The organism is Trujillonella humicola, assembly GCF_046233715.1.
GTDB classification, from domain to species: domain Bacteria; phylum Actinomycetota; class Actinomycetes; order Mycobacteriales; family Geodermatophilaceae; genus Trujillonella; species Trujillonella humicola.
In genome coordinates this window covers 44,722-65,282 of the sequence record NZ_JBJNRJ010000022.1, presented here as the reverse complement: position 1 = coordinate 65,282, position 20,561 = coordinate 44,722, and the positions used below count along the sequence as shown (strand labels likewise).

The following is a 20,561-nucleotide window of genomic DNA, read 5'->3' as shown; positions in this document are numbered from 1 at the left end:
ACTACAAGATCAACTCGACCGGCAGCAGCCGGCGAGCCGACCCAACCTGCCCACCATCAGCCAAGACCCGACTTGACTTCGACCTCATAGGTTGGTCAGTGCAGCCGCGAGCGCCAGTCGGCCGGCACCCGGCCGCGGGGACCCGGGGCGGGCTGGTCGGCCGGGTGGGCCTGCGGCGGCGCGAGCTCGGCACCGGGGACCGGCCGGTCGCGGGTGAAGTCCCAGAACCAGTCCTCGCCGGGCTCGAAGCTGCGGATGACCGGGTGCCCGGTCGCGGCGGCGTGCCCGCGGGCGTGCTGCGAGGGCGAGGAGTCGCAGCAGCCGACGTGCCCGCAGGCGGCGCAGCGGCGCAGGTGGAACCACCAGCCGCCGGAGGCCTCGCACTCCACGCAGCCGGGGCCGCTCGGGGGGACGGACGGGTCGATGGCCGCGGCACTCACGGGGTCACCGTAGGCAGCGGGGGCCTGGGACGACAGGCTGTCGGAGAGCGGGGGAGCGGGCTAGCGTGAGCCGCCCGCCGACGCCGCCGGGTGCCCCTGCAGACCCGCGACAGGAGGCCGCCCCGTGAGCCGACCCGTCCTGCTCACCGTCGACGACGACACGCAGGTCTCCCGCGCCGTCGCCCGCGACCTGCGCCGCCGCTTCGGGGAGGACTGCCGCATCGTGCGGGCGTCCTCCGGCGCCGAGGCGCTGGAGGCGCTGCGCGAGCTGAAGCTGCGCGGGGAGCCCGTCGCGGTCCTGCTCGCCGACTACCGGATGCCCCAGGTGAACGGCATCGACTTCCTCGAGCAGGCGATGGACCTCTTCCCCCGCGCCCGCCGCGCGCTGCTCACCGCATACGCCGACACCGACGCCGCGATCGCGGCGATCAACCTGGTCGACGTCGACGCCTACCTGCTCAAGCCGTGGGACCCGCCGGAGGAGAAGCTCTACCCGGTCGTCCACACCATGCTCGACGCGTGGCGGACCAGCCCCGCGGGGGCCGTCGAGGACGTGAAGCTGGTCGGTCACCGCTGGTCGCCGGCGTCGTTCCGGGCGCGGGACCTGCTGGCGCGCAACGCCGTCCCCTACCGGTGGTTCAGCGTCGAGGAGCCCGAGGGCCAGCGGCTGCTGGAGGCCGCCGGCGCGGGCGCCGACGAGGTCCCCGTCGTCGTCACCCCCGACGGGCAGGTGCTGCGGGCGCCTTCCGACGCCGAGCTGGCCGCGGTCGTCGGGCTCACCGTCGACCCGCGGGAGGAGTTCTACGACCTCGTCGTCGTGGGCGGCGGCCCGGCCGGCCTGGGCGCCGCCGTGTACGGCGCGTCCGAGGGGCTGCGCACCGTGCTGGTCGAGCGCGAGGCGACCGGCGGGCAGGCCGGGCAGAGCAGCCGGATCGAGAACTACCTCGGTTTCCCCGACGGTGTCTCCGGCGGGCAGCTGGCCGACCGGGCGCGCCGCCAGGCCGGCAGGTTCGGCGCCGAGCTGCTGCTCACCCGCGACGTCGTCGCGCTGGAGGCGCACGGCCCCAAGCGAGTGCTGCGCTTCGCAGACGGCAGCGCGATCGCCGCGCACGCCGTCGTCCTGGCCACGGGCGTCTCCTACCGCAGCCTGGGCGTCGACGGCGCCGACGACCTGACCGGGCGCGGGGTCTTCTACGGCTCGGCGCTCACCGAGGCGGCCGCCTGCAAGGGCAGGGACGTCTACGTCGTCGGCGGCGCCAACTCCGCCGGGCAGGCCGCGGTGTTCTTCGCCCGGCACGCGCGCTCGGTCACGATGCTGGTCCGCGGGCCGTCGCTGGAGGCGTCGATGTCGCACTACCTCATCGAGCAGATCGCGCAGATCCCCGAGATCACCGTGCGCACCTGCACGACCGTCGCCGGCACCCACGGCACCGACCACCTGGAGTCGCTGACCCTGCGCGACGAGCAGACCGGGGCGACGCGCACCGTGCCGGCCAGCCACCTGTTCGTCTTCATCGGCGGCGCCCCGCGCACCGGCTGGCTGGACGGCGTCGTCGTGCGCGACGAGCGCGGGTTCATCCCGACCGGACCGAGCCTGGTGAGCGACGGCGCCCGCCCGCGCGGCTGGTCGCTCGAGCGCGATCCGTGGCTGCTGGAGTCCAGCGTGCCCGGGGTGTTCGTGGCCGGCGACGTGCGCGCCGACTCGGTGAAGCGGGTGGCCTCCGCCGTCGGCGAGGGCGCGCTCGCGGTCACCCTGGTGCACCGGTACCTGGGGGAGCGGTGACCGCCGCCGCGTCCTCCGGTCCCGGGACCCGCCTCGCGCCGGACGAGCTGCGCGGGCTGTTCCTGTTCGAGGACCTCGACGACGCGCAGCTGGCCTGGGTCGCCGCGAACGGCGACGTCGTGGAGTGCCCGGCCGGTACCGAGGTGTCGGTGGAGGGCGAGCCGGCCGAGTGCTTCTTCGTCCTCCTCGACGGGACGATGACCATGCTGCGGCGGGTGGGCGGCAGCGAGGTCGAGACGGTGCGGACCGACTCCCGCGGCGTCTACTCCGGCGCGGTGCAGTTCTACATGCGGGACCGGATCAGCCAGGTGTACCCGGCGACGGTCCGCGCGGTCACCGACTGCCGGTTCCTCGCGCTGCCGGCCGGGCCGTTCGCCGAGGTGTTCCAGCGGTGGTACCCGATGGCGGTGCACCTGCTGGAGGGCCTGTTCGTCGGCACCCGGAACTCCAACGAGGTCGTGGGCCAGCGGGAGCGGCTGCTCGCGCTGGGCAAGCTGACCGCCGGGCTCACCCACGAGCTGAACAACCCGGCCGCCGCGGCCGCCCGCGCCACCGCCGCGCTGCGCGAGCGGATGGCGGGGATGCGGCAGAAGCTGGCGAAGCTGTCGGACGGGCACGTTCCCGGCGAGGTGCTCCGCGCGCTCACGACGGTGCAGGAGGACGTCGTCGCCCGCATGGGCCCGGCGGTCGACCTGGGCCCGGTCGAGCGCTCCGACCGCGAGGACGAGCTGGGCGACTGGCTGGAGGAACGCGACGTCGAGCGCGCCTGGGACCTCGCCGGGGTGTTCGTCGGCGCGGGCCTGGGCCCCGGCGACCTGGAGCGGGTCGCCGACGCCGTCGGGCCGGAGTTCCTGCCGGCGGCGCTGCAGTGGCTGGCCTACGCGGTGGAGACCGAGTCGCTGGTGGTGGAGATCGCGGAGAGCACCGGGCGGATCTCGGCGCTGGTCGACGCCGCCAAGCAGTACTCGCAGATGGACCGCACCCCGCACCAGGCCACCGACCTGCACCTGGGGCTGGACGCCACGCTCACGGTGATGAGCGGGAAGATCGCCCCCGGTGTGACCGTCGTGAAGGACTACGACCGGTCGCTGCCGCCGGTGCCGGCCTACGCCGGCGAGCTGAACCAGGTCTGGACCAACCTGATCCACAACGCGCTCGACGCGATGGCGGGGTCGGGCACGCTCACCCTGCGGACGGCGCGCGACGGCGACCGGGCGCTCGTGGAGATCGGGGACACCGGTCCCGGCGTCCCCGAGGCGCTGCGCCGGCGGGTGTTCGAGCCGTTCTTCACCACCAAGCCGGTCGGCCAGGGCACCGGGCTGGGCCTGGACGTCTCCTGGCGGATCGTCGTCAACCGGCACGGCGGCGACCTGCGGCTGGAGTCGCGCCCGGGCGACACCCGGTTCCAGGTCCGGCTCCCGCTCGAGGAGCCGGCCGGCCGGTGACCGTCCCGCTCGACCCGCGCGGCGACGCGGTGCTCGCCGCCGAGCTGCTGGCGCTGCAGCGCGCGGCCTACGCGGTGGAGGCCGCGCTGATCGGCGACGACCGCATCCCGCCGCTGCACGAGGACCTCGCCGCGCTGCGGGCGGCGGCGCTGCGCTGGACCGGGGTGCGGGCCGGCCGCCGCCTGACCGGGGCGGTGGCCTGGACCGACGAGGGCGACCGGGTCGACGTCCACCGGCTGGTCGTGGCCCCCGCGGCCGGACGGCGGGGGATCGGGACGGCGCTGGTGCGGTCGGTGCTGGCCGCGGCCGGCGCCCGGGCCACCGTGGTCGCCACCGGCCGGGACAACGCGCCCGCCCGGGCGCTGTACGAGCGGCTCGGCTTCGTCCCCACCGGGGACCGCGAGGTGCTGCCGGGGCTGTGGGTCACCGGTTACCGGCACGACCCCTGAGGGGGATCCCGGCGGGCCGGCCGCTGGGGTGGCGGGCGTCCGCTGTGCAGGACTGGACGGCGTGAGCAGCGCCGACCCGGCCCGCGCGACCGGGACCGAGGTCCGGGACGAGACCCGCGACCGGATCCTGCAGGCGGCATGCGGTGCACCGCCCGGTACGGCCGCGCGAAGACGACGATGCAGGACGTCGCCGTCGCCGCGCTGGCCCAGGTGCTCGCCGCCACGACCGTCCGCTACCGGGTCGGCGCGCACCTGGCCGCCGGTGACGAGAGCCTGGCCACCTACATGGCGCTGCGCTCGGGCCGGGAGCGGGAACGGGCGGCGGCGACGATCCGCCCGTTCGTGGCCCGTGCAGCCGGGGCCGGCGAGCTGCGCGCCGGGGTGACGGCCGGCGAGGCGGAGGAGTGGATCGCGCTGGCCGTGGTACAGGCGACGGCCCTGGCCCCGCTGCGCTCGGTCGACGCCGAGGACCCGGCCGCCGTCGGCCGCTGGCCGGCCCGGATGGCCTGCGCCGGCGTCTGCGCCCGACTCACGCGGCGGCGGGGACCCCGAGCTCGGCCAACAGCCCGCGGATCCGCCGCTCGATCTCGTCGCGGATCGGCCGCACGGCGTCGACGCCCTGTCCGGCCGGGTCGTCCAGGGGCCAGTCCAGGTAGCGCTTGCCCGGGAAGACCGGGCAGGCGTCGCCGCAGCCCATGGTGACGACGACGTCGGAGGACTCGACCGCCTCGGAGGTGAGCACCTTCGGTCGCTGGTCGGTGATGTCGATGCCGGCCTCGGCCATGGCCTGGACGGCGGCGGGGTTGACCCGGTCGGCGGGCAGAGAGCCGGCGGAGCGGACCTCGACGGCGTCCCCGGCCAGGGCGCGCAGCCAGCCGGCGGCCATCTGCGAGCGGCCGGCGTTGTGCACGCACACGAACAGGACGCTGGGCTTGTCGGGCACGGGGGACCTCTCGGGTGGGGGTGGGGGTCAGGCCGACGCGGCGGCGGGGTGCAGCTCGGCCAGGCGGTGCCGGCCGGGCAGGGACCTGTCGTCGGTGGTCATCGGGCACCCCGCAGGGCGTCGGCGACCGTGGGATCACCGGGGAACCAGCGGCGGGCGGCCCACAGGGACACGTAGACCAGCCCGACGAGGACCGGCACCTCGATCAGCGGGCCCACCACGCCGGCCAGCGCCTGGCCGCTGGTGACGCCGAAGGTGCCGATGGCCACGGCGATGGCGAGCTCGAAGTTGTTCCCGGCGGCGGTGAAGGCCAGCGTCGCGGTCCTGGCGTAGCCCAGGCCCAGCCGCATGCCGAGCAGGAACGAGCCGCCGAACATGAGCGCGAAGTAGGCCAGCAGGGGGACGGCGATGCGGGCGACGTCCCAGGGCTGGGAGGTGATCGCGTCGCCCTGCAGGGCGAAGAGCATGACGATCGTGAAGAGCAGGCCGTAGAGCGCGATCGGCCCGATCCTGGGCAGCAGCCGGCTCTCGTACCAGTCCCGGCCCTTCGCCCGCTCACCCAGGGTGCGGGTGAGGAAGCCGGCCACGAGCGGGATGCCGAGGAAGACCAGGACGCTGAGCAGGATCGCCCACGTGCTGAACTCCGCGGACGTCGTCTCCAGGCCGAGCCACCCGGGCAGCACCTGGAGGTAGAACCAGCCCAGGGCGGCGAACGCGACGATCTGGAACACCGAATTGATGGCGACCAGCACCGCGGCGGCCTCCCGGTCACCGCAGGCGAGGTCGTTCCAGATCAGCACCATCGCGATGCAGCGGGCCAGGCCGACGATGATCAGGCCGGTGCGGTACTCGGGCAGGTCGAACAGCAGCAGCCACGCCAGGGCGAACATCAGCGCGGGCCCGAGCAGCCAGTTCAGCGCCAGGCTGGCGGCGAGCAGCCTCCGGTCGCCGGTGACCCGGTCCACCTCGGAGTACCGGACCTTGGCCAGCACCGGGTACATCATCAGCAGCAGGCCGACGGCGATCGGGAGGCTGATGTCGCCCACCTCGACGGCCTCCAGGGCCTCGTCCAGCCTGGGCACGAGCCGGCCCAGCAGCACACCGGCGGCCATCGCGGCGAGGATCCACACCGGCAGGAACCGGTCGAGCGGGGACAGCCGCTGCAGGACCGGCGCCTCGGTCCCGGCGCGGGCGGTCTCGCCGACGACGTCGCTCACGCCGTCGTCCCCGCGAGGGCCGGGGCCGTTCCGGCCAGGCTCGGCGAGCTGAAGACGTCGGCGACGGCGGCCAGCGCCTCGGGCCGCACCCGGTAGTAGGCCCACACCCCGCGCTTGTCGCGGTCGAGCACGCCGGCGGTATGCAGCACCTTGAGGTGGTGGCTGACCGTGGCCTGGGTGAGCGCGAAGGCGGCGTTGAGGTCGCACACGCACGCCTCGCCGCTGCCGGTCGAGGCGATGAGGCTGACCAGCCGCAGGCGCACGGGGTCGGCCAGGGCCTTGAGCAGCGCGGCCACCTCGGCGGCGCGGTCGGCGCTCATGGCGGTGCCGTCGGCAGGGGTGCAGCAGGCGTCGGCCGGCTCGTCGGTGTCCATCGACGCGCATCGTATCGACGAGCATCGATGTCCGGCCATCGGGGTCGGCGTGTCCCACGGCGCGTCGCGGCCCCGGCGCGACCGGTTGCCTGGCGGTGCCGACCCACGCGCGGGACCCTGACGCCATCGTCGCGCGCCCGGGGTCGGTGCGGCGCGACGGCCTCAGAGGAGGGGCCGTCATGGAGTGGGGAGTCGTCTCGGTCGTCGGCTTCGCCGCGGCCACCGCCGTCGTCGTCTGGCTGGCACGGGGCAACACCGCGCGCTCGGAGCGCCGTGCCCGGGCCGCCCGGGAACGGGCGGCCCGGCGCGAGGCCGCGGTCCGCCGCCGGCAGGCCGAGACCCTGGTGTCGGCGTGGCGGTCGGCCCCGGCGCGGGACGGGGCCGGCTCGGGCGGGCGTCGCCCTCGCTGCGTGTGCGGGGGCGCCGGGCCGCGCGGCCCCGCGGCCGCGCACGGCGGGTCGGCGTGCCGCACCTCGGGCTGCCGCACCTGCACCTGCCGCACGTGCACCTGCCGCACGCGCACCTGCCCGAGCGGGTCGTGGCCAGGATGCGGCACCGGTCCGGCGGCCGGTCCGGCTCCGAGGACTCCGACACGCCCCGCTGACCGCGCGGTGGATCAGCCGGCCGGGCGGACCTCCAGGCGGACGCCGTCGGCCAGCCGGTAGGGGGTGGTGGCCACGAGCGCACCGACGACCCGCCGCAATCGCGACACCTCGGCACGCACGGTCACCACGTGCCCGGCATCGCCGAACAGCAGGGCCGACAGGCGTCCCGCCGACAACCCGGACGGCCCCGCGGCGGCCAGCAGGGCGAGCAGTTCGGCGTGCCGCGGCGAGAGCGCCGCCCGCCAGGGCTCGCCGTCGGCGCGGACCTCGAGCACCGGCCGGTCGCCCCGGACGAGCGTCGCCTCGATCGGCCGCCCGGCCCCGCGCGGCCGGACCAGCCAGCCCTCGCCGAGCCGCTCCGGCGTGCACAGGCCCAGCCCGGGGACGGCGAGGGCGTGCCCCGCCCGCGGCACCTCCACCCGCTCGCGGACGGCGACGCCCACGTGGGAGGCCACCCAGCCGTGCTCGTCGACCAGCAGCAGCGGACCGCGCACGGTGGCCAGCACGGTCTCCGCCGAGCGCCGCAGCCGTTCCAGCCGCAGCTCGTGGTGCCGCCACAGCTGGGCCTCGGCCAGCCGCACCGCCGTCTCCACCAGCGCCGTGAGCGCGGGGTGCAGGGTGAGCGCCGGCCCGCTGACGTCGACCACGCCGAGCAGGTCGCCGGTGCGCGGGTCGTGCACCGGGAAGGCGGTGCAGTACCAGGCGTGCTGGGCCTGCTCGAAGTGCTCGGCGCTGAACAGCTGCACGGGGGCGCCCTCCGCGAGCGCCGTCCCGATCGCGTTGGTGCCGACGGCGGACTCGGTCCACAGCGCACCCTCGCTGAAGCCGAGGTCGTCGGCCCGCCGCCGCACGCCGGCCGCGCCCTCCCGCCAGAGGATCACGCCGTCGGCGTCGGTGACAACGAGCAGGAAGCGCGAGGCGTCGGCGACGCTGCCGAGCACCTGCCGCAGCTCACCGATGACGGCGTCGAGCGGGGACTCGCGGCGGCGGCGCTCCCACTCCGCCGCGGGGAGCGGGTCGCGGGCGTTGGCCCGGCCGGGGTCCAGGCCGGCGCCCAGCACGCGCTGCCAGGAGCGTGCCACCACGGCCCGGGGCCGCATCGGGGGGCGGCCGCCAGCGAGCACGGCGTCGTGCACCCGCCGCAGCGCACGGGCGTGCGTGGACAGATCGGTGCCGGGCCTGATCGCCCCGAAGTCGCCCACCGGCGTCCCCTCCTGCAATCGGGTGCAACCCTCCCGGCGCCGCTCCGCGGGCGGTGTGCTGCCGGTCACACCCTAGTGAGGAGATGCCATGACGCAGACACTGGACGCGCCCCCCGCCACGGCCGCCCAGCGCGCCGAGTCGTGGCTCGCCGCGTTCGCCGACGCCCTGCGCGCCCGCGACGTCGAGCGGGCCACCGGGATGTTCGCGACCACCAGCTTCTGGCGCGACCTGATCGCCTTCTCCTGGAACATCACCACCGTCGAGGACCGCGACGGGGTCCGCGAGCTGCTGACCGCCACGCTGGACCGCACCGACCCGACGGGCTTCGCGGTCAGCGAGCCACCGGACGAGGCCGGCGGCGTCACCACCGCCTGGTTCACCTTCGAGACGGCGGTCGGCCGCGGCAAGGGCCTGGTGCGGCTGGTCGAGGAGGACGGCGAGCCGCGCGCCTGGACCTTCCTGACCACCCTGTACGAGCTGAAGGGGCACGAGGAGCCGCGCGGGCCCCGCCGTCCGCTCGGCGCCGAGCACGGGGTCCACCGCGACCGGCTGACCTGGCTGGAGCGGCGGCAGCAGGAGGAGGCCGAGCTCGGGGTCGCCACGCAGCCCTACGTCCTGGTGATCGGCGGCGGGCAGGGCGGCATCGCGCTCGGCGCGCGGCTGCGGCAGCTCGGCGTCCCCTCGCTGGTGGTCGACAAGCACCCGCGGCCCGGCGACCAGTGGCGCGGCCGGTACAAGTCGCTGTGCCTGCACGACCCGGTCTGGTACGACCACCTGCCCTACGTGCCGTTCCCGGAGAACTGGCCGGTGTTCGCGCCCAAGGACAAGATCGGCGACTGGCTCGAGTCGTACACGCGGGTGATGGAGATCCCGTACTGGCCGAGCACCGTGGCGCGCTCGGCGACGTACTCGCCGGAGGCGGGGGAGTGGACGGTCGAGGTCGAGCGGGAGGGGAAGCCGCTGACGCTGCGGCCCCGGCACGTCGTCCTGGCGACCGGGATGTCCGGCAAGCCGAACGTGCCCGAGATCCCGGGGCAGGACGTGTTCCGCGGCGACCAGCAGCACTCGTCGCAGCACCCCGGCCCGGACGCCTACGCCGGCAAGCGGGTGGTCGTCGTCGGCAGCAACAACTCCGCGTTCGACATCTGCGGCGCGCTGTGGGAGCACGGCGTGGACGTGACGATGGTGCAGCGCTCGTCGACGCACATCGTCCGCAGCGACACGCTCATGGACATCGGCCTGGGCGCGCTGTACTCGGAGGAGGCCGTCGCCGCCGGCATGACCACGGAGAAGGCCGACCTGACTTTCGCCTCGCTGCCGTACCGGATCATGCACGAGTTCCAGATCCCGCTGTACGAGCAGATGCGCGAGCGCGACGCCGACTTCTACGACCGGCTCGAGCGGGCCGGGTTCTGGCTCGACTGGGGCGACGACGGGTCCGGGCTGTTCATGAAGTACCTGCGCCGCGGCTCCGGCTACTACATCGACGTGGGCGCCGCGGACCTGGTGGCAAACGGCGACGTGAAGCTGGTCCACGGGCAGGTCACCCGCCTGACCGAGGACGCCGTCGTGCTCGACGACGGGACCGAGCTGCCGGCCGACCTCGTCGTCTACGCCACCGGGTACGGGTCGATGAACGGCTGGGCGGCGGACCTCATCTCGCCCGAGGTCGCCGACCGGGTCGGCAAGGTGTGGGGGCTGGGCTCGGACACCACGAAAGACCCGGGTCCGTGGGAGGGCGAGCAGCGGAACATGTGGAAGCCCACCCAGCAGGAGGGGCTGTGGTTCCACGGCGGCAACCTGCACCAGTCGCGGCACTACTCGCTCTACCTCGCGCTGCAGCTCAAGGCCCGCTACGAGGGGATACCGACACCGGTGCACGCCCTGCAGGAGGTCCACCACACCTCCTGAGAGCTCCGCCGGGGGCGGGGGCCTGGCCACCCCCGCCCCCGCCGGCCAGGGTCGCGCCCTTGCCCGCGCACCTTGCGGGCGTACCCCCGACGTTGCCGGTGCTGCATGACCGGCAACGTCCGGGGGACGCCCGCACTGTGGACCGGTGGCCGCGCAGCGGTGCCGTCTTGCGAGAAATGTCGTACCTCAAACGTATGTTCGGATCATGTCGCCGGCGGTCGAGTCGCAGTCGCGCGTGGAGCGTGCGCTGGTCGAGTGCCTGCTCGACGTTCCCGGGTCGGTGTCGCGGCTGCCGGTCGAGCTGCTGACGCGGTCGGAGAAGGCGCTGGCATTGGAGCGGCTGGTGGCCGAGCGGGCGCGGCTGGCTGCCTACGAGGCCGAGCTGGTGTGCGGGCTGGCCGACGAGTCACCCGACGGCGAGGACCCGCCGGCCGGCGCTCGCGGGTCCCGGGCCGGCTGGTCGGCGGAGCGGGCGCTGCCGGGGATCTCGGAGTTCTTCCCCGCCGAGCTGGGGCTGGTGCTCAACTGCGGGCGGGGGACGGCGGCGAACCTGGCCATCCGGGCCTGGACGTGGCGGACGAACCTGCCGGGGACCTTCGCCGCGCTGGCCGCCGGAGAGCTGGACGAGCCGCGGGCCAAGCTGCTGGCCGAGGTGCTCGAGCACGCCGACCCCGGTGTGTCCCGCCGGGTGGAGGCCGCGCTGCTGCCCGAGGCGGCGGACCTGTCGCTGCGCCGGCTGCGCGAGCGGGCCGCGGGCCTGCTGCTGGAGTACGCACCCAAGCAGGCGGAGAAGGCGAGGCAGGAGGCGGAGAAGGCCGCCGACGTGCGGATCTACCCGTCCACCCGGGAGGGGATGGCCACTGTCGCCGTCGACCTGCCCGCCGACGAGGCCGCCGCGGCGTACAGCGTGATCGACCAGCTGGCCCGCCTGGCCAGGGCCGACGGCGACCCGCGGCCGATCGGGCAGCTGCGTACCCGCATGTGGCTGGCGACGGTGCTGCGGTTCTGGCACCCGGACCTGCCGCCGGTGACCGCGAACCTGCAGATCACCGCCTCCCTGTCGGCGCTCGAGGGCGCCTCGGACCAGGCCGGGGAGGTGTCGGGACTCGTGGTCACCGGCGCCCACCTGCGGCAGCTGCTGCACCGCCTGGACGCGCTCGGGCTGCGTGCGCCGGCCGGTGGGTCGGTCACCCTCGGACTGACCGACGACGACGGTGCATTGCTGGCCACCTGCACGCTGGACCAGCTGCGTGCCTTCGCCCGCCGCGGCTGCCCCGACCACCGGGACCAGGACTGCTCGTGCGCGGTGCTGGGCCGGCCCGAGCGGGTCGACGGCTACACCCCGAGCCGGCCGCAGCAGCGGTTCGTGCACACCCGCGACCGCACCTGCCGCTTCCCCACCTGCGGGCAGCGGGTCGGCTGGGCCGACGCCGACCACGTCGTGCCGCACGCCTGCGGCGGCGAGACCGACTGCGCCAACCTCTGCTGCCTCTGCCGCAGCCACCACCGGCTCAAGACCTTCGCCCAGGGCTGGCAGTTCGCCCTGGCCGACGACGGCACGCTCACGGTGACCACCCCGTCGGGGATCACCCGCAGCACCCGCCCTCCCGGACTGCGCCCACCGGACCCACCGGACCCACCGGACGACCCCGACACCGGCGGAGCTGCAGCGGGCGGACCGGAGCCCGGACCGCGACCGCGGGCACCAGGCATCCGCGAGCTGATCAGGCGCTCACGGATCGGCCCGGACAGCCCGCCCCTGGACCACGGCAGCGACCCGCCGCCGTACTGATCGCCCGACCGGCTCCCGGCCACCGACCGGCGCGGTCGACCGACATCCCGATCTCCCCGACAGGAGGACTCGTCGCCATGCCGCCATGTCGCCCTGCCGTCGTGTCGCCGTGCCGTCTCGTCGCGATGCCGTCTCGTCGCCGTGCCGCCATGCCGCCATGCCGCCATGCCGCCATGTCGACGTGTCGTCCCAGGAGCTCAGGAGAGCGTCAGCGGAGGACGGAGCGGAACAGCTCGACGAGCCGGTCGGCGTGCGCGTCGAAGGTGTGCCGCTCCCGTACCGCCAGCGCGGCGCTGGCACCGGCGCGGGTGCGGACCTCCTCGGCCAGCAGGTCCGCGACGTCGTCCGGGCCGCGGTAGAGCAGACCGGTGCCCTCGGCGCGGAGCACCCGTTCCACCGACACCAGCGACCCGGGGTTGGACTGCTGCAGCAGCGGGAGTCCCGCCGCCAGGCAGACCGGCAGGCGCGCGGGGGAGTTGAGGTCGTCCCAGGAGGCCAGCCGCAGGTCACCGCCGTTGACGCTGTCGAACCGGTGCAGCCAGCCGGCGTCGTACCGCGACAGCTCCGCCACCCACCGCTCGGGGCCGATCGGCGGGTGCACGTGCACGTGGTCCGGCGCCCGGACGAGCGCCTCGTCCAACCAGCCGGTCCACGCGCCGGTCGGTCCGGGCGCCCGCACCTGCCCGTAGAGGTGGGTGTGCACCCCGCGCCGCGCCAGCGCCAGGACCCAGTCGAGGTCCAGGCCGGAGGGGCGGCCGGCGAGCACGGCGTGCGGCTGCCCGTCGGCGTCCGAGAGCTTCGGGGCGAGCGGGGCGTCGTGCCACTCGCGCGGCGGCAGGTCGCCGTCCAGCACCCCCAGCCGTGCCCGGTCGACCCGGCCGGCGAGCGCGAGGGCGAACCAGTCCCGCTCCTCCTCGCTGCAGAACAGGCAGGCGTCGGCGCCGGTCACCAGCTCGGCCAGCAGCGGCCACTCCCCGCGCACGACGCTGCGCTGCGGCGCCTCCTTGAAGTGCCACACGAAGGGCAGCTCCGGGAAGGCCGCGCGGACGGCGTGCGCCAGCGGCACCGCGCGCCAGTTCAGCTGCGCCCACACGACGTCGGGGGCGAGCGCGCGCACCGCCTCCCGCCACCCGGCGGCGGCCAGGTCGTGCACCGCGCCGAGGTCGGCCACGTGCCCGAACGGCAGCGGCCCGACGGTCGAGTCGCCCAGACCGGTCGCCGTCCACAGCCCGGTGAGCCGGTGCCCGCGCTCGGCGAGCGCCAGCACCCGCTCGGGGTTGAACGCCAGCTCGCCCACGACCAGCACCCGCAGGCCGTCGACCGCCGGCCGGTACACGCGACCACGGAAGCGCGCGTAGCGGGCTCCCTCGTCGACGTCGGCCCCGTCGGTGGAGGCGAAGCGCAGCGGCTGCGCGACCCCGTACCGCGCCCGGAAGACGTTCAGCCCGCCGTCGTACGCCGCCCGGATCGCCCGCGACCGCTGACCGGGGTGCCGGGTCCACCCGCAGGTGACCCGGCCGGTGTCCGCCACCGCGCCCGCCGCGTCGAGCCGGCGCCACAGCAGCCGGTCGAGGTCGTCGGTCTCCAGCTCGGCCCGCTCGGTCCACCGCTCGCCGGTGCGCCGGTGCGCCACCTGCACCAGCTGGTCGTAGGCGGTGTCCGACGGCTCGGCCAGTCCCGAGCGGGCCCGCGCGACGGCCGGGTCGGCGAGGCAGCCGAGCAGGGCTCCGAGGTGGCCGGGCGCCCACACGTCGTCGGCGGGCAGGTAGGCGACCACCGGCGCGGTCGTCGCGTCCAGCCCGGTGTTCAGCGCCGCCCCCAGCCCCCGGTTCTCCCCGTGCCGCAGGAGCCGGATCCGGGGGTCGCCGGGCAGCGCCGCCGCGACCGCGCCGGTATCGGGCGAGCCGTCGTCGACCACCACCGCCTCCCAGTCCACGACCGTCTGGCCCAGCAGCGAGCCCAGCGCCCGGGGCAGGAAGGCGGCGTGCGGGGAGGAGGGGGAGGAGTGCACGGGCAGCAGGACGGCGACCCGCGGCACCCCGGCGCGCGAGCCGGTCACGCGCTCACGGCCTCCCGCACCCGGCCGTGCACCCGCGCGCGGATCCGGGTGTACACGGCGGCCACCCGGCCGGCCAGCCGCGGCCACGCGTACTCGTCGGCGCGTGCCCGGGCCCCGGCGGCCAGCCGCGCCCGCAGCTCCGGGTCGCCGACCACCCGGTCCAGCGCGGCCGCCAGTGCGGCGGCGTCCAGCGGCGGCACCAGCAGGCCGGTGACGCCGTCGCGCACCACCGCGGGGATGCCGCCGACGTCGCTGGCCACCACCGGCAGCCCGGCCGCCATCGCCTCGGTCAGCACCGACCCCATCTCCTCGTAGGCCGACGGCAGCACCAGCACGTCCAGCGCCGCGAGCACCCCCGGGACGGCGTCGTGCGCCACGAACCCGCGCAGCGTGATCCGCTCCCGCGCCGGACTCGCCTCGACCGCCCGCTCGACCAGCGCGCGGTCCGGGCCGTCCCCCACGACCACCAGCTCCGCGCGCTCGCGCATCAGCCCGAAGGCCTCGACGAGCACGTCGGGGCGCTTCTGCGGCGCCAGGCGGCCGACGTAGCCGATCCGTGGCCGGCCGATCCCGGCGAGCACGTCCGCGCCGGTCCCGGCGAACAGCGCCGGGTCGAACCCCGACGGGATGGTGTGCACCCGCTGCGCCGGCACGCCGTCGGCGCGCACCGCCGCCGCGGTCCGCTCGGTGAGGACCACCACGGCGTCCGCCCGGCGCAGCGCGCTGCGCTCGACCCGGCCGCCGACCGCCCGGAGCAGCCGCGCCCGCGGCGAGCCCCCGGTGAGCGTGTGCCCGACGCTGCAGTGCAGCGTGACCACGAGCGGGCACGCGTGCCGCCACGCCGCCAGCCGGGCCAGCGGCAGCAGCGCCAGGTCCTCGCCCTGGTGGGCGTGCACGACGTCGACCGGCCCGGAGCCTCGGCGCCGCACCCGCAGCACCCGCGGCAGCGCGGTCAGCGCCCAGAGCTGGCGGAGGCGGGCGATCGGCAGTCCCGTGCGGTGCACCGTCGCCGACCGGCCGAGCCGGCCGACCCCGGCGCGCGCCGCCAGCCGCGAGGTCACCACGGTCTGCCGGTGGCCCTGCGCGTCGAGGCAGCGGGTCAGCGTCGCCGTGTGGTTCTGCATGCCGCCGATGGGGTCGAACCGGGCCGCCCGCCCGTCCAGCGCGCCGGGCAGGCCCGGGCGCGACCCGGCGGGCGCCGCCGAGGAGGGCCGCTCCGGCTCGAAGACGCTGCACAGGCGCAGCACGTGCAGGGGATCGGTCGGTTCCCGGTCGTCGTCGACGGGGTGGGGCAGCACGTGGACCTCCGTGTGGGCGGCGTGGCCTCCCTTCCCGAGAGGACCCGTAGTGCACCACGGGATGGCGCGCCTCGCAGGATTGGGGGAGCACCGGGCGGGGCAGGAGGGCCGCCGTGCCGCCGCTCGCCGATCCCGCCGTCCGACGCGTGCTCCTGGTGCGGATGCGGGTGGGGCTGGGCGACCTGCTGTGCACGCTGCCCGCGCTGCACCGGTTGCGGGCCGCCCGGCCCGACGTGCACGTCGCACTCGCCACCTGGGAGCGGATGCGGCCGGTGGTCGAGCGGCTCGGCCCGGCCGAGGGCCGGCCGCTGGTCGACGAGCTGCTGCCCTTCCCCGGCGCCGCGGGGATCCCCGACGGCCCGGTCGACCCCGCGGGCTGGGCCGCCTTCACGGCGGCGGGCCGCGGCTTCGACCTCGCGCTGCAGGCCTACGGCGACCGGCCGGCCGCCAACCGGGTGACCGCCGCCCTCGGCGCCCGGCTCACCGGCGGCTTCGCGCCCACCGGGTGGCCGGTCCCGCCCGGTGCCGAGGCGCTGCACCTGCGCTACCCGCTCGACCTGCACGAGGCGCAGCGGCACGTCCGGCTGCTCGAGCGCCTGGGGCTGCCCGCCGCCGGTCAGGCCGACACGGACGCCGGCATGCGCTTCGTCCTGCGCCCCGACGACGAGGCCGAGCACGCTGCGACCCTCGCCCGCCACGGCCTGACCCCCGGCGGGTACGCCGTCCTGCACCCGGGGGCGTCGGCGGCGACCCGCCGCTGGCCGGTCGCGCGCTACGCGGCGGTCGGCGACGCGCTGGCCGCCGACGGGCTGGCCGTCGTCCTCACCGGCGTGCCGGGTGAGCCGCAGCCGGCCGCGGTGGCCGCGGCGATGCGGGCGCCGGCGGTCGACCTCACCGGCGCCACCGGCCTCGGTGGGCTCGCTGCGCTGCTGCGCGACGCCGCGGTCCTGGTCGGCAACGACACCGGATCGGCGCACCTGGCGGCGGCGGTCGGCGGGCGCAGCGTGACGGTGTTCCTCCCCGGCGATCCGGTCCGATGGGCGCACGGCGGGCCGCGGCACCGCGCGCTCGTGCCCGACGTGGCCTGCGCGCCCTGCCCGCACCTGGTCTGCCCCATCGAGTTCCGCTGCGCGCGGACGATCGGCCCGGACGCCGTCCTGGCGGCGGCCCGCGAGCTCGCCGCGTGAGCCCCCGCATCACGCTGGTCAGCGACACCGAGACCTGGGGCGGCGCCGACGTCCACCTGACCGCGCTGCTGCGCCACCTGCCCGCGCTGGGCTGGTCGGTGCGGCTGGTCTGCGCCGAGCCGCTGGCCGACCGGCACGCGGCGTGGGACCCGGTCGTGGTCCCGCTCGCCCGCCACTCGGCCGCGTCGTCCGAGATGCGCGCGGCGATCGCGGCCACCCGGCCCGACGTCGTCTGGGTCAACCTCGTCGACCCGGGGTCCAACGCCGCCGCGGTCGCCGCCGCGCAGTCGGTGGCGCCCACGGTGGGGGTCCTCCACCTGGTCGGCGACACCGGCACCGGCGCGGCCCGGCGGCGGCTGGCCGACCTCTACGCCGGCTTCGCCCTGGTGGTCACCCCGGCCACCGAGATCCGCGACCAGGTCGTCACCGACCTGCGGGTGCCCGCCGGCCGGGTGCACGTGGTCCCCAACGGGGTGGAGGTGCCCGCGACCGCCCCGGGCCCGGCCGGGAACGTCCTGCCCCGGCTGGGCAGCTTCGGCCGGCTCACTCCGCAGAAGGGCTTCGACGTGCTGCTGGCCGCGGTCGCGCGGCTGCGCCGCGAGGGGGTGGAGTTCGACGTCGTCCTCGGAGGAGCCGGGCGCGAGGAGGCCGCCCTGCGCGCGGCGGCGGCGGGCCTGCCGGTCACCTTCCCGGGGTTCGTCGAGGACGCCGCGGCGTTCCTGCGGCAGGTCGACGTCTTCTGCCTCTCCTCCCGCCGCGAGGCGCTGCCGCTGGTGCTGCTCGAGGCGATGGCCGCCGGGCTGCCCTGCGTGTCGACCGACGTCGGCGACGTGCGGACGGCGGTGGGGGACGACGCCGTCGTCGTCCCGGTGGAGGACGACGCAGCGCTGGCCGCGGCGCTGCGCGAGCTGCTCACCGATGCGGAGCGGCGCGCCGACCTCGGGGCACGGGCACGGGCGCGGGCGGTGCGGGACTTCGGCGCCGACCTGATGGTCCGCCGGATCGCCGGCCACCTCGCCGCGGTGGCCGGCATCCCCCGCTGAACCGCCCCGTCAGCAGCAGCCGGGGTCGAGGACCCGCGCCAGCGCGCCGAGCGACTCCCGCCGGGCGCGGTGGAAGACGTTCATCCCCCGCCGCTCGCCGGTGACCAGCCCGGCCTTCCGCAACTGGCCGAGGTGGTGGCTCACGGTGGCCTCCGTCACCCCGACGAGCGGCGCGAGGTCGCAGGTGCAGACCTCGTCCCGGGTGAGCAGCAGCGACATCAGCCGCAGCCGCACGGGATCGGCCAGCGCCTTGAGCCGCAGGGCGACCTCCACCGCGGCGTCCTCGGTCATCGGCGCGGCGGCGACCGGCGCGCAGCAGACGGGGGCGGTGGTGTCGAGCACGGGCAGGGCCTTGGGCACGGATCCAGCCTGGCACCCTCTTGACGTATGTCAAGGAGGTCGCCACAGTGGGGCCACCTCTTCGACATACGTCTCATCCAAGGGAGGCCCCCGTGTCCCGGATCCAGCTCGCCCTCGACGTCGACGACCTCGAGCAGGCCGTCGGCTTCTACACCCGCCTGCTCGGTGTCGAGCCGGCCAAGCGCCGCCCCGGCTACGCGAACTTCGCCGTCGCCGAGCCGCCGCTCAAGCTCGTGCTGCTGGAGAACCCCGGCCGCGGCGGCGGGCTGAACCACCTCGGCATCGAGCACGGCACGAGCGGCGAGGTGCACGCCGAGATCGGCCGGCTCACCGGCGCCGGTCTGCTCGCCGACGAGGAGATGGGCACCACCTGCTGCTACGCCACCCAGGACAAGGCGTGGGTGACCGGGCCCGACGGGGAGCGCTGGGAGGTCTACACGGTGCTGGCCGACAGCCCGACCTTCGGCGGGCCGGCCCCGGCGGGGGAGTCCGGAGGGTGCTGCGGGCAGGGCGGCGACGTCGCAGCGGGCTGACGTCGGCCGGGGCGGCGGCGTCCGCCGGCGACCTCGCCGCGGCCGAGGACCCGTAGCCGGTCCCGGCCGGGGACCCGTCGGTGATGCCGCCCCCGCGCCGGACCGGCGGTTGCGGGAGGCCGCTGGTCGGGCAGGGTGTGCGGCATGGATGCTGCGGCGCTCACGACGGCTCTGGACATCACCGAGACCCCCGAGTGGCAGGCCCTGGCCGACCACCACGCGCAACTGCGCGACCGCACCCTGCGCGAGCTGTTCGGCGAGGACCCCGAACGTGCCCGGCGCATGACCCGCTGCGTCGCCGACCTCGTCGTCGACCAGTCCAAGCACCGGGTCACCGACGAGACGCTGCGGCTGCTGGTGGCCGTGGCCGAGCGGGCCGGACTGCCCGGACGGATCGCCGCGATGTTCGCCGGCGAGCGGATCAACGTGACCGAGGACCGCGCCGTCCTGCACGTGGCCCTGCGCGCGCCGCGGTCCACCGAGCTCGTCGTCGACGGGCAGGACGTGACCCGCGACGTGCACGAGGTGCTGGACCGGATGGCCGCCTTCGCCGACCGCGTCCGGTCGGGGGAGTGGAAGGGCCACACCGGCAAGCCGATCCGCGCCGTGGTGAACATCGGCATCGGCGGCTCCGACCTCGGGCCGGCGATGGCCTACAGCGCCCTGCGCGCCTACGCCGACCGCGGGATCACCGCCCGGTTCGTCTCCAACATCGACCCGACCGACTTCGCCGAGGCCACCCGCGACCTCGACCCGGCGCAGACGCTGTTCGTCGTCTCCTCCAAGACCTTCACCACGCTGGAGACGCTCACCAACGCCTCGGTCGCCCGCGACTGGCTGGTGAGGGGGCTCGGCGGCGACGAGAGCGCCGTCGCCAAGCACTTCGTCGCCGTCTCCACCAACACCGACGCGGTCCGCGCGTTCGGCATCGATCCCGACAACATGTTCGGCTTCTGGGACTGGGTCGGCGGCCGCTACTCGTTCACCTCGGCCATCGGCCTGTCGCTCATGGTCGCCATCGGGCCGGCGGCCTACCGCGAGATGCTCGCCGGGTTCGCCGCCGTCGACGAGCACGTGCGGACCGCGCCGCTGGCGGAGAACCTGCCGGTCCTCCAGGGGCTGATCAACGTCTGGTGCACCGACTTCCTCGGCGCCCAGACCCACGCCGTCCTGCCCTACAGCCAGTACCTGTCCCGGCTGCCCGCCTACCTGCAGCAGCTGACGATGGAGAGCAACGGCAAGTCGGTCCGGTGGGACGGCGAGGCGGTGACGACGGCGACCGGCGAGGTCTACTGGGGGGAGCCGGGCACCAACGGGCAGCACGCGTTCCACCAGTTGCTGCACCAGGGGACGGCGCTCGTGCCCGCGGACTTCATCGGCTTCGGGCAGCCGGGCCCCGGACTCGACGGCACGGCCCTCGGCGAGATGCACGACCTGCTGATGGCCAACATGTTCGCCCAGTCGGCGGTGCTCGCCTTCGGCCGGACCGCGGAGGAGGTCGCCGCCGAGGGGACGCCGGCCGAGCTCGTGCCGCACAAGGTCATGCCCGGCAACCGGCCCAGCACGACGATCCTCGCGCCGCAGCTGACGCCGTCCACCCTCGGGCAGCTCGTCGCCTTCTACGAGCACACGGTGCTCACCCAGGGCGTGATCTGGCAGATCGACTCGTTCGACCAGTGGGGCGTGGAGCTGGGCAAGGTGATGGCCCGCGAGCTCGCGCCGGCGCTCACCGGCGAGCAGCCGCCGGAGCTCGACCAGGACGCCTCGACCGCCGAGCTCGTCCGCACCTACCGCCGGTTCCGAGGCCGCCCCTGACCACCGAAGTGGCCACTCGGCGGCCGCGTCGAGCGGCGGCAGGGGGCCGGGAGGGCGGGCGCGGCGGGGGGGGGGGGGGGGCGGTGGGGCAGACCGGCGGGCGG

At 76.0% G+C, this 20,561-nt stretch carries 19 protein-coding genes; 10 read left to right on the top strand and 9 right to left on the bottom strand.

Translation table 11 applies throughout. The annotated features are described in order from the left end of the window. Window positions 1-95: 95 nt before the first annotated feature. A complete protein-coding gene (locus ACK586_RS13205; protein WP_409330946.1) occupies window positions 96-440 on the bottom strand; it encodes a UBP-type zinc finger domain-containing protein in 345 nt (114 codons plus the stop codon). A 124-nt stretch (window positions 441-564) separates the two neighbouring features. On the opposite strand from ACK586_RS13205, the gene ACK586_RS13200 reads away from it, so the two are divergent. The 3 genes from ACK586_RS13200 to ACK586_RS13190 are packed head-to-tail and all read left to right on the top strand — an operon-like array spanning window position 565 to window position 4,117. After that, window positions 565-2,223 carry an FAD-dependent oxidoreductase gene (locus ACK586_RS13200; protein WP_409330945.1) on the top strand — a complete coding sequence of 553 codons (1,659 nt, stop codon included), beginning with the start codon at window positions 565-567 and terminating at the stop codon, window positions 2,221-2,223. Further along, the gene (locus ACK586_RS13195; protein ID WP_409330944.1) at window positions 2,220-3,668 is read left to right on the top strand and encodes an ATP-binding protein; all 1,449 of its coding nucleotides are present in this window, start codon (window positions 2,220-2,222) and stop codon (window positions 3,666-3,668) included. Before ACK586_RS13200 ends, ACK586_RS13195 begins: the two co-directional genes overlap by 4 nt. Next, window positions 3,665-4,117, top strand: coding sequence for a GNAT family N-acetyltransferase (locus tag ACK586_RS13190; RefSeq protein ID WP_409330943.1), 453 nt, complete (start codon window positions 3,665-3,667; stop codon window positions 4,115-4,117). Before ACK586_RS13195 ends, ACK586_RS13190 begins: the two co-directional genes overlap by 4 nt. Before the next feature lie 281 nt (window positions 4,118-4,398). Here ACK586_RS13190 and ACK586_RS13185 read toward each other — a convergent pair whose 3' ends face one another. The 4 genes from ACK586_RS13185 to ACK586_RS13170 all read right to left on the bottom strand — a co-directional run bounded on the left by ACK586_RS13185 (window position 4,399) and on the right by ACK586_RS13170 (window position 6,651). Further along, the gene (locus ACK586_RS13185; RefSeq protein ID WP_409330942.1) at window positions 4,399-4,650 is read right to left on the bottom strand and encodes a hypothetical protein; all 252 of its coding nucleotides are present in this window, start codon (window positions 4,648-4,650) and stop codon (window positions 4,399-4,401) included. Further along, window positions 4,647-5,060: an arsenate reductase ArsC gene (locus ACK586_RS13180; RefSeq protein ID WP_409330941.1), complete on the bottom strand. Its 414-nt coding sequence runs from the start codon at window positions 5,058-5,060 to the stop codon at window positions 4,647-4,649. The genes ACK586_RS13185 and ACK586_RS13180 overlap by 4 nt, the downstream gene beginning before the upstream one ends. 98 nt (window positions 5,061-5,158) lie before the next feature. Next, window positions 5,159-6,277, bottom strand: coding sequence for an ACR3 family arsenite efflux transporter (gene arsB / locus ACK586_RS13175; protein ID WP_409330940.1), 1,119 nt, complete (start codon window positions 6,275-6,277; stop codon window positions 5,159-5,161). After that, window positions 6,274-6,651 carry a metalloregulator ArsR/SmtB family transcription factor gene (locus tag ACK586_RS13170; protein ID WP_409330939.1) on the bottom strand — a complete coding sequence of 126 codons (378 nt, stop codon included), beginning with the start codon at window positions 6,649-6,651 and terminating at the stop codon, window positions 6,274-6,276. The genes arsB and ACK586_RS13170 overlap by 4 nt, the downstream gene beginning before the upstream one ends. 463 nt (window positions 6,652-7,114) lie before the next feature. Between ACK586_RS13170 and ACK586_RS13165 the strand changes: the two genes are divergently transcribed. After that, entirely contained in the window at window positions 7,115-7,255 is a 141-nt protein-coding gene (locus ACK586_RS13165; RefSeq protein ID WP_409330938.1) for a hypothetical protein, read from the top strand. A 12-nt stretch (window positions 7,256-7,267) separates the two neighbouring features. Here ACK586_RS13165 and ACK586_RS13160 read toward each other — a convergent pair whose 3' ends face one another. Next, window positions 7,268-8,458 (bottom strand): GAF domain-containing protein, encoded by a 1,191-nt coding sequence (locus tag ACK586_RS13160; protein WP_409330937.1) that lies wholly within the window; start codon window positions 8,456-8,458, stop codon window positions 7,268-7,270. Window positions 8,459-8,546: 88 nt separating this feature from the next. Between ACK586_RS13160 and ACK586_RS13155 the strand changes: the two genes are divergently transcribed. Then, window positions 8,547-10,370, top strand: a complete 1,824-nt coding sequence (locus tag ACK586_RS13155) for an NAD(P)-binding domain-containing protein (RefSeq protein ID WP_409330936.1) — start codon at window positions 8,547-8,549, stop codon at window positions 10,368-10,370. Window positions 10,371-10,575: 205 nt separating this feature from the next. After that, window positions 10,576-12,162, top strand: a complete 1,587-nt coding sequence (locus tag ACK586_RS13150; protein WP_409330935.1) for an HNH endonuclease signature motif containing protein — start codon at window positions 10,576-10,578, stop codon at window positions 12,160-12,162. A gap of 208 nt (window positions 12,163-12,370) precedes the next feature. On the opposite strand, the gene ACK586_RS13145 is transcribed toward ACK586_RS13150, so the two are convergent. Together ACK586_RS13145 and ACK586_RS13140 are read right to left on the bottom strand one after the other, a co-directional pair. After that, window positions 12,371-14,221, bottom strand: a complete 1,851-nt coding sequence (locus ACK586_RS13145) for a glycosyltransferase (protein ID WP_409330934.1) — start codon at window positions 14,219-14,221, stop codon at window positions 12,371-12,373. Continuing rightward, window positions 14,218-15,519, bottom strand: coding sequence for a glycosyltransferase (locus ACK586_RS13140; RefSeq protein WP_409330933.1), 1,302 nt, complete (start codon window positions 15,517-15,519; stop codon window positions 14,218-14,220). Before ACK586_RS13140 ends, ACK586_RS13145 begins: the two co-directional genes overlap by 4 nt. A 113-nt stretch (window positions 15,520-15,632) precedes the next feature. Here ACK586_RS13140 and ACK586_RS13135 point away from each other — a divergent pair, with 113 nt between their 5' ends. Continuing rightward, window positions 15,633-16,706 carry a glycosyltransferase family 9 protein gene (locus ACK586_RS13135; RefSeq protein ID WP_409330932.1) on the top strand — a complete coding sequence of 358 codons (1,074 nt, stop codon included), beginning with the start codon at window positions 15,633-15,635 and terminating at the stop codon, window positions 16,704-16,706. Beyond that, window positions 16,703-17,749 carry a glycosyltransferase gene (locus ACK586_RS13130; protein ID WP_409330931.1) on the top strand — a complete coding sequence of 349 codons (1,047 nt, stop codon included), beginning with the start codon at window positions 16,703-16,705 and terminating at the stop codon, window positions 17,747-17,749. The genes ACK586_RS13135 and ACK586_RS13130 overlap by 4 nt, the downstream gene beginning before the upstream one ends. A gap of 9 nt (window positions 17,750-17,758) precedes the next feature. Here ACK586_RS13130 and ACK586_RS13125 read toward each other — a convergent pair whose 3' ends face one another. Next, window positions 17,759-18,109: an Rv2640c family ArsR-like transcriptional regulator gene (locus ACK586_RS13125; RefSeq protein ID WP_409330930.1), complete on the bottom strand. Its 351-nt coding sequence runs from the start codon at window positions 18,107-18,109 to the stop codon at window positions 17,759-17,761. A 92-nt stretch (window positions 18,110-18,201) separates the two neighbouring features. On the opposite strand from ACK586_RS13125, the gene ACK586_RS13120 reads away from it, so the two are divergent. Together ACK586_RS13120 and pgi are read left to right on the top strand one after the other, a co-directional pair. Next, window positions 18,202-18,642: an ArsI/CadI family heavy metal resistance metalloenzyme gene (locus ACK586_RS13120; protein WP_409330929.1), complete on the top strand. Its 441-nt coding sequence runs from the start codon at window positions 18,202-18,204 to the stop codon at window positions 18,640-18,642. Window positions 18,643-18,786: 144 nt separating this feature from the next. Next, window positions 18,787-20,457: a glucose-6-phosphate isomerase gene (gene pgi, locus ACK586_RS13115; RefSeq protein ID WP_409330928.1), complete on the top strand. Its 1,671-nt coding sequence runs from the start codon at window positions 18,787-18,789 to the stop codon at window positions 20,455-20,457. The last annotated feature ends 104 nt before the right edge of the window (window positions 20,458-20,561 follow it).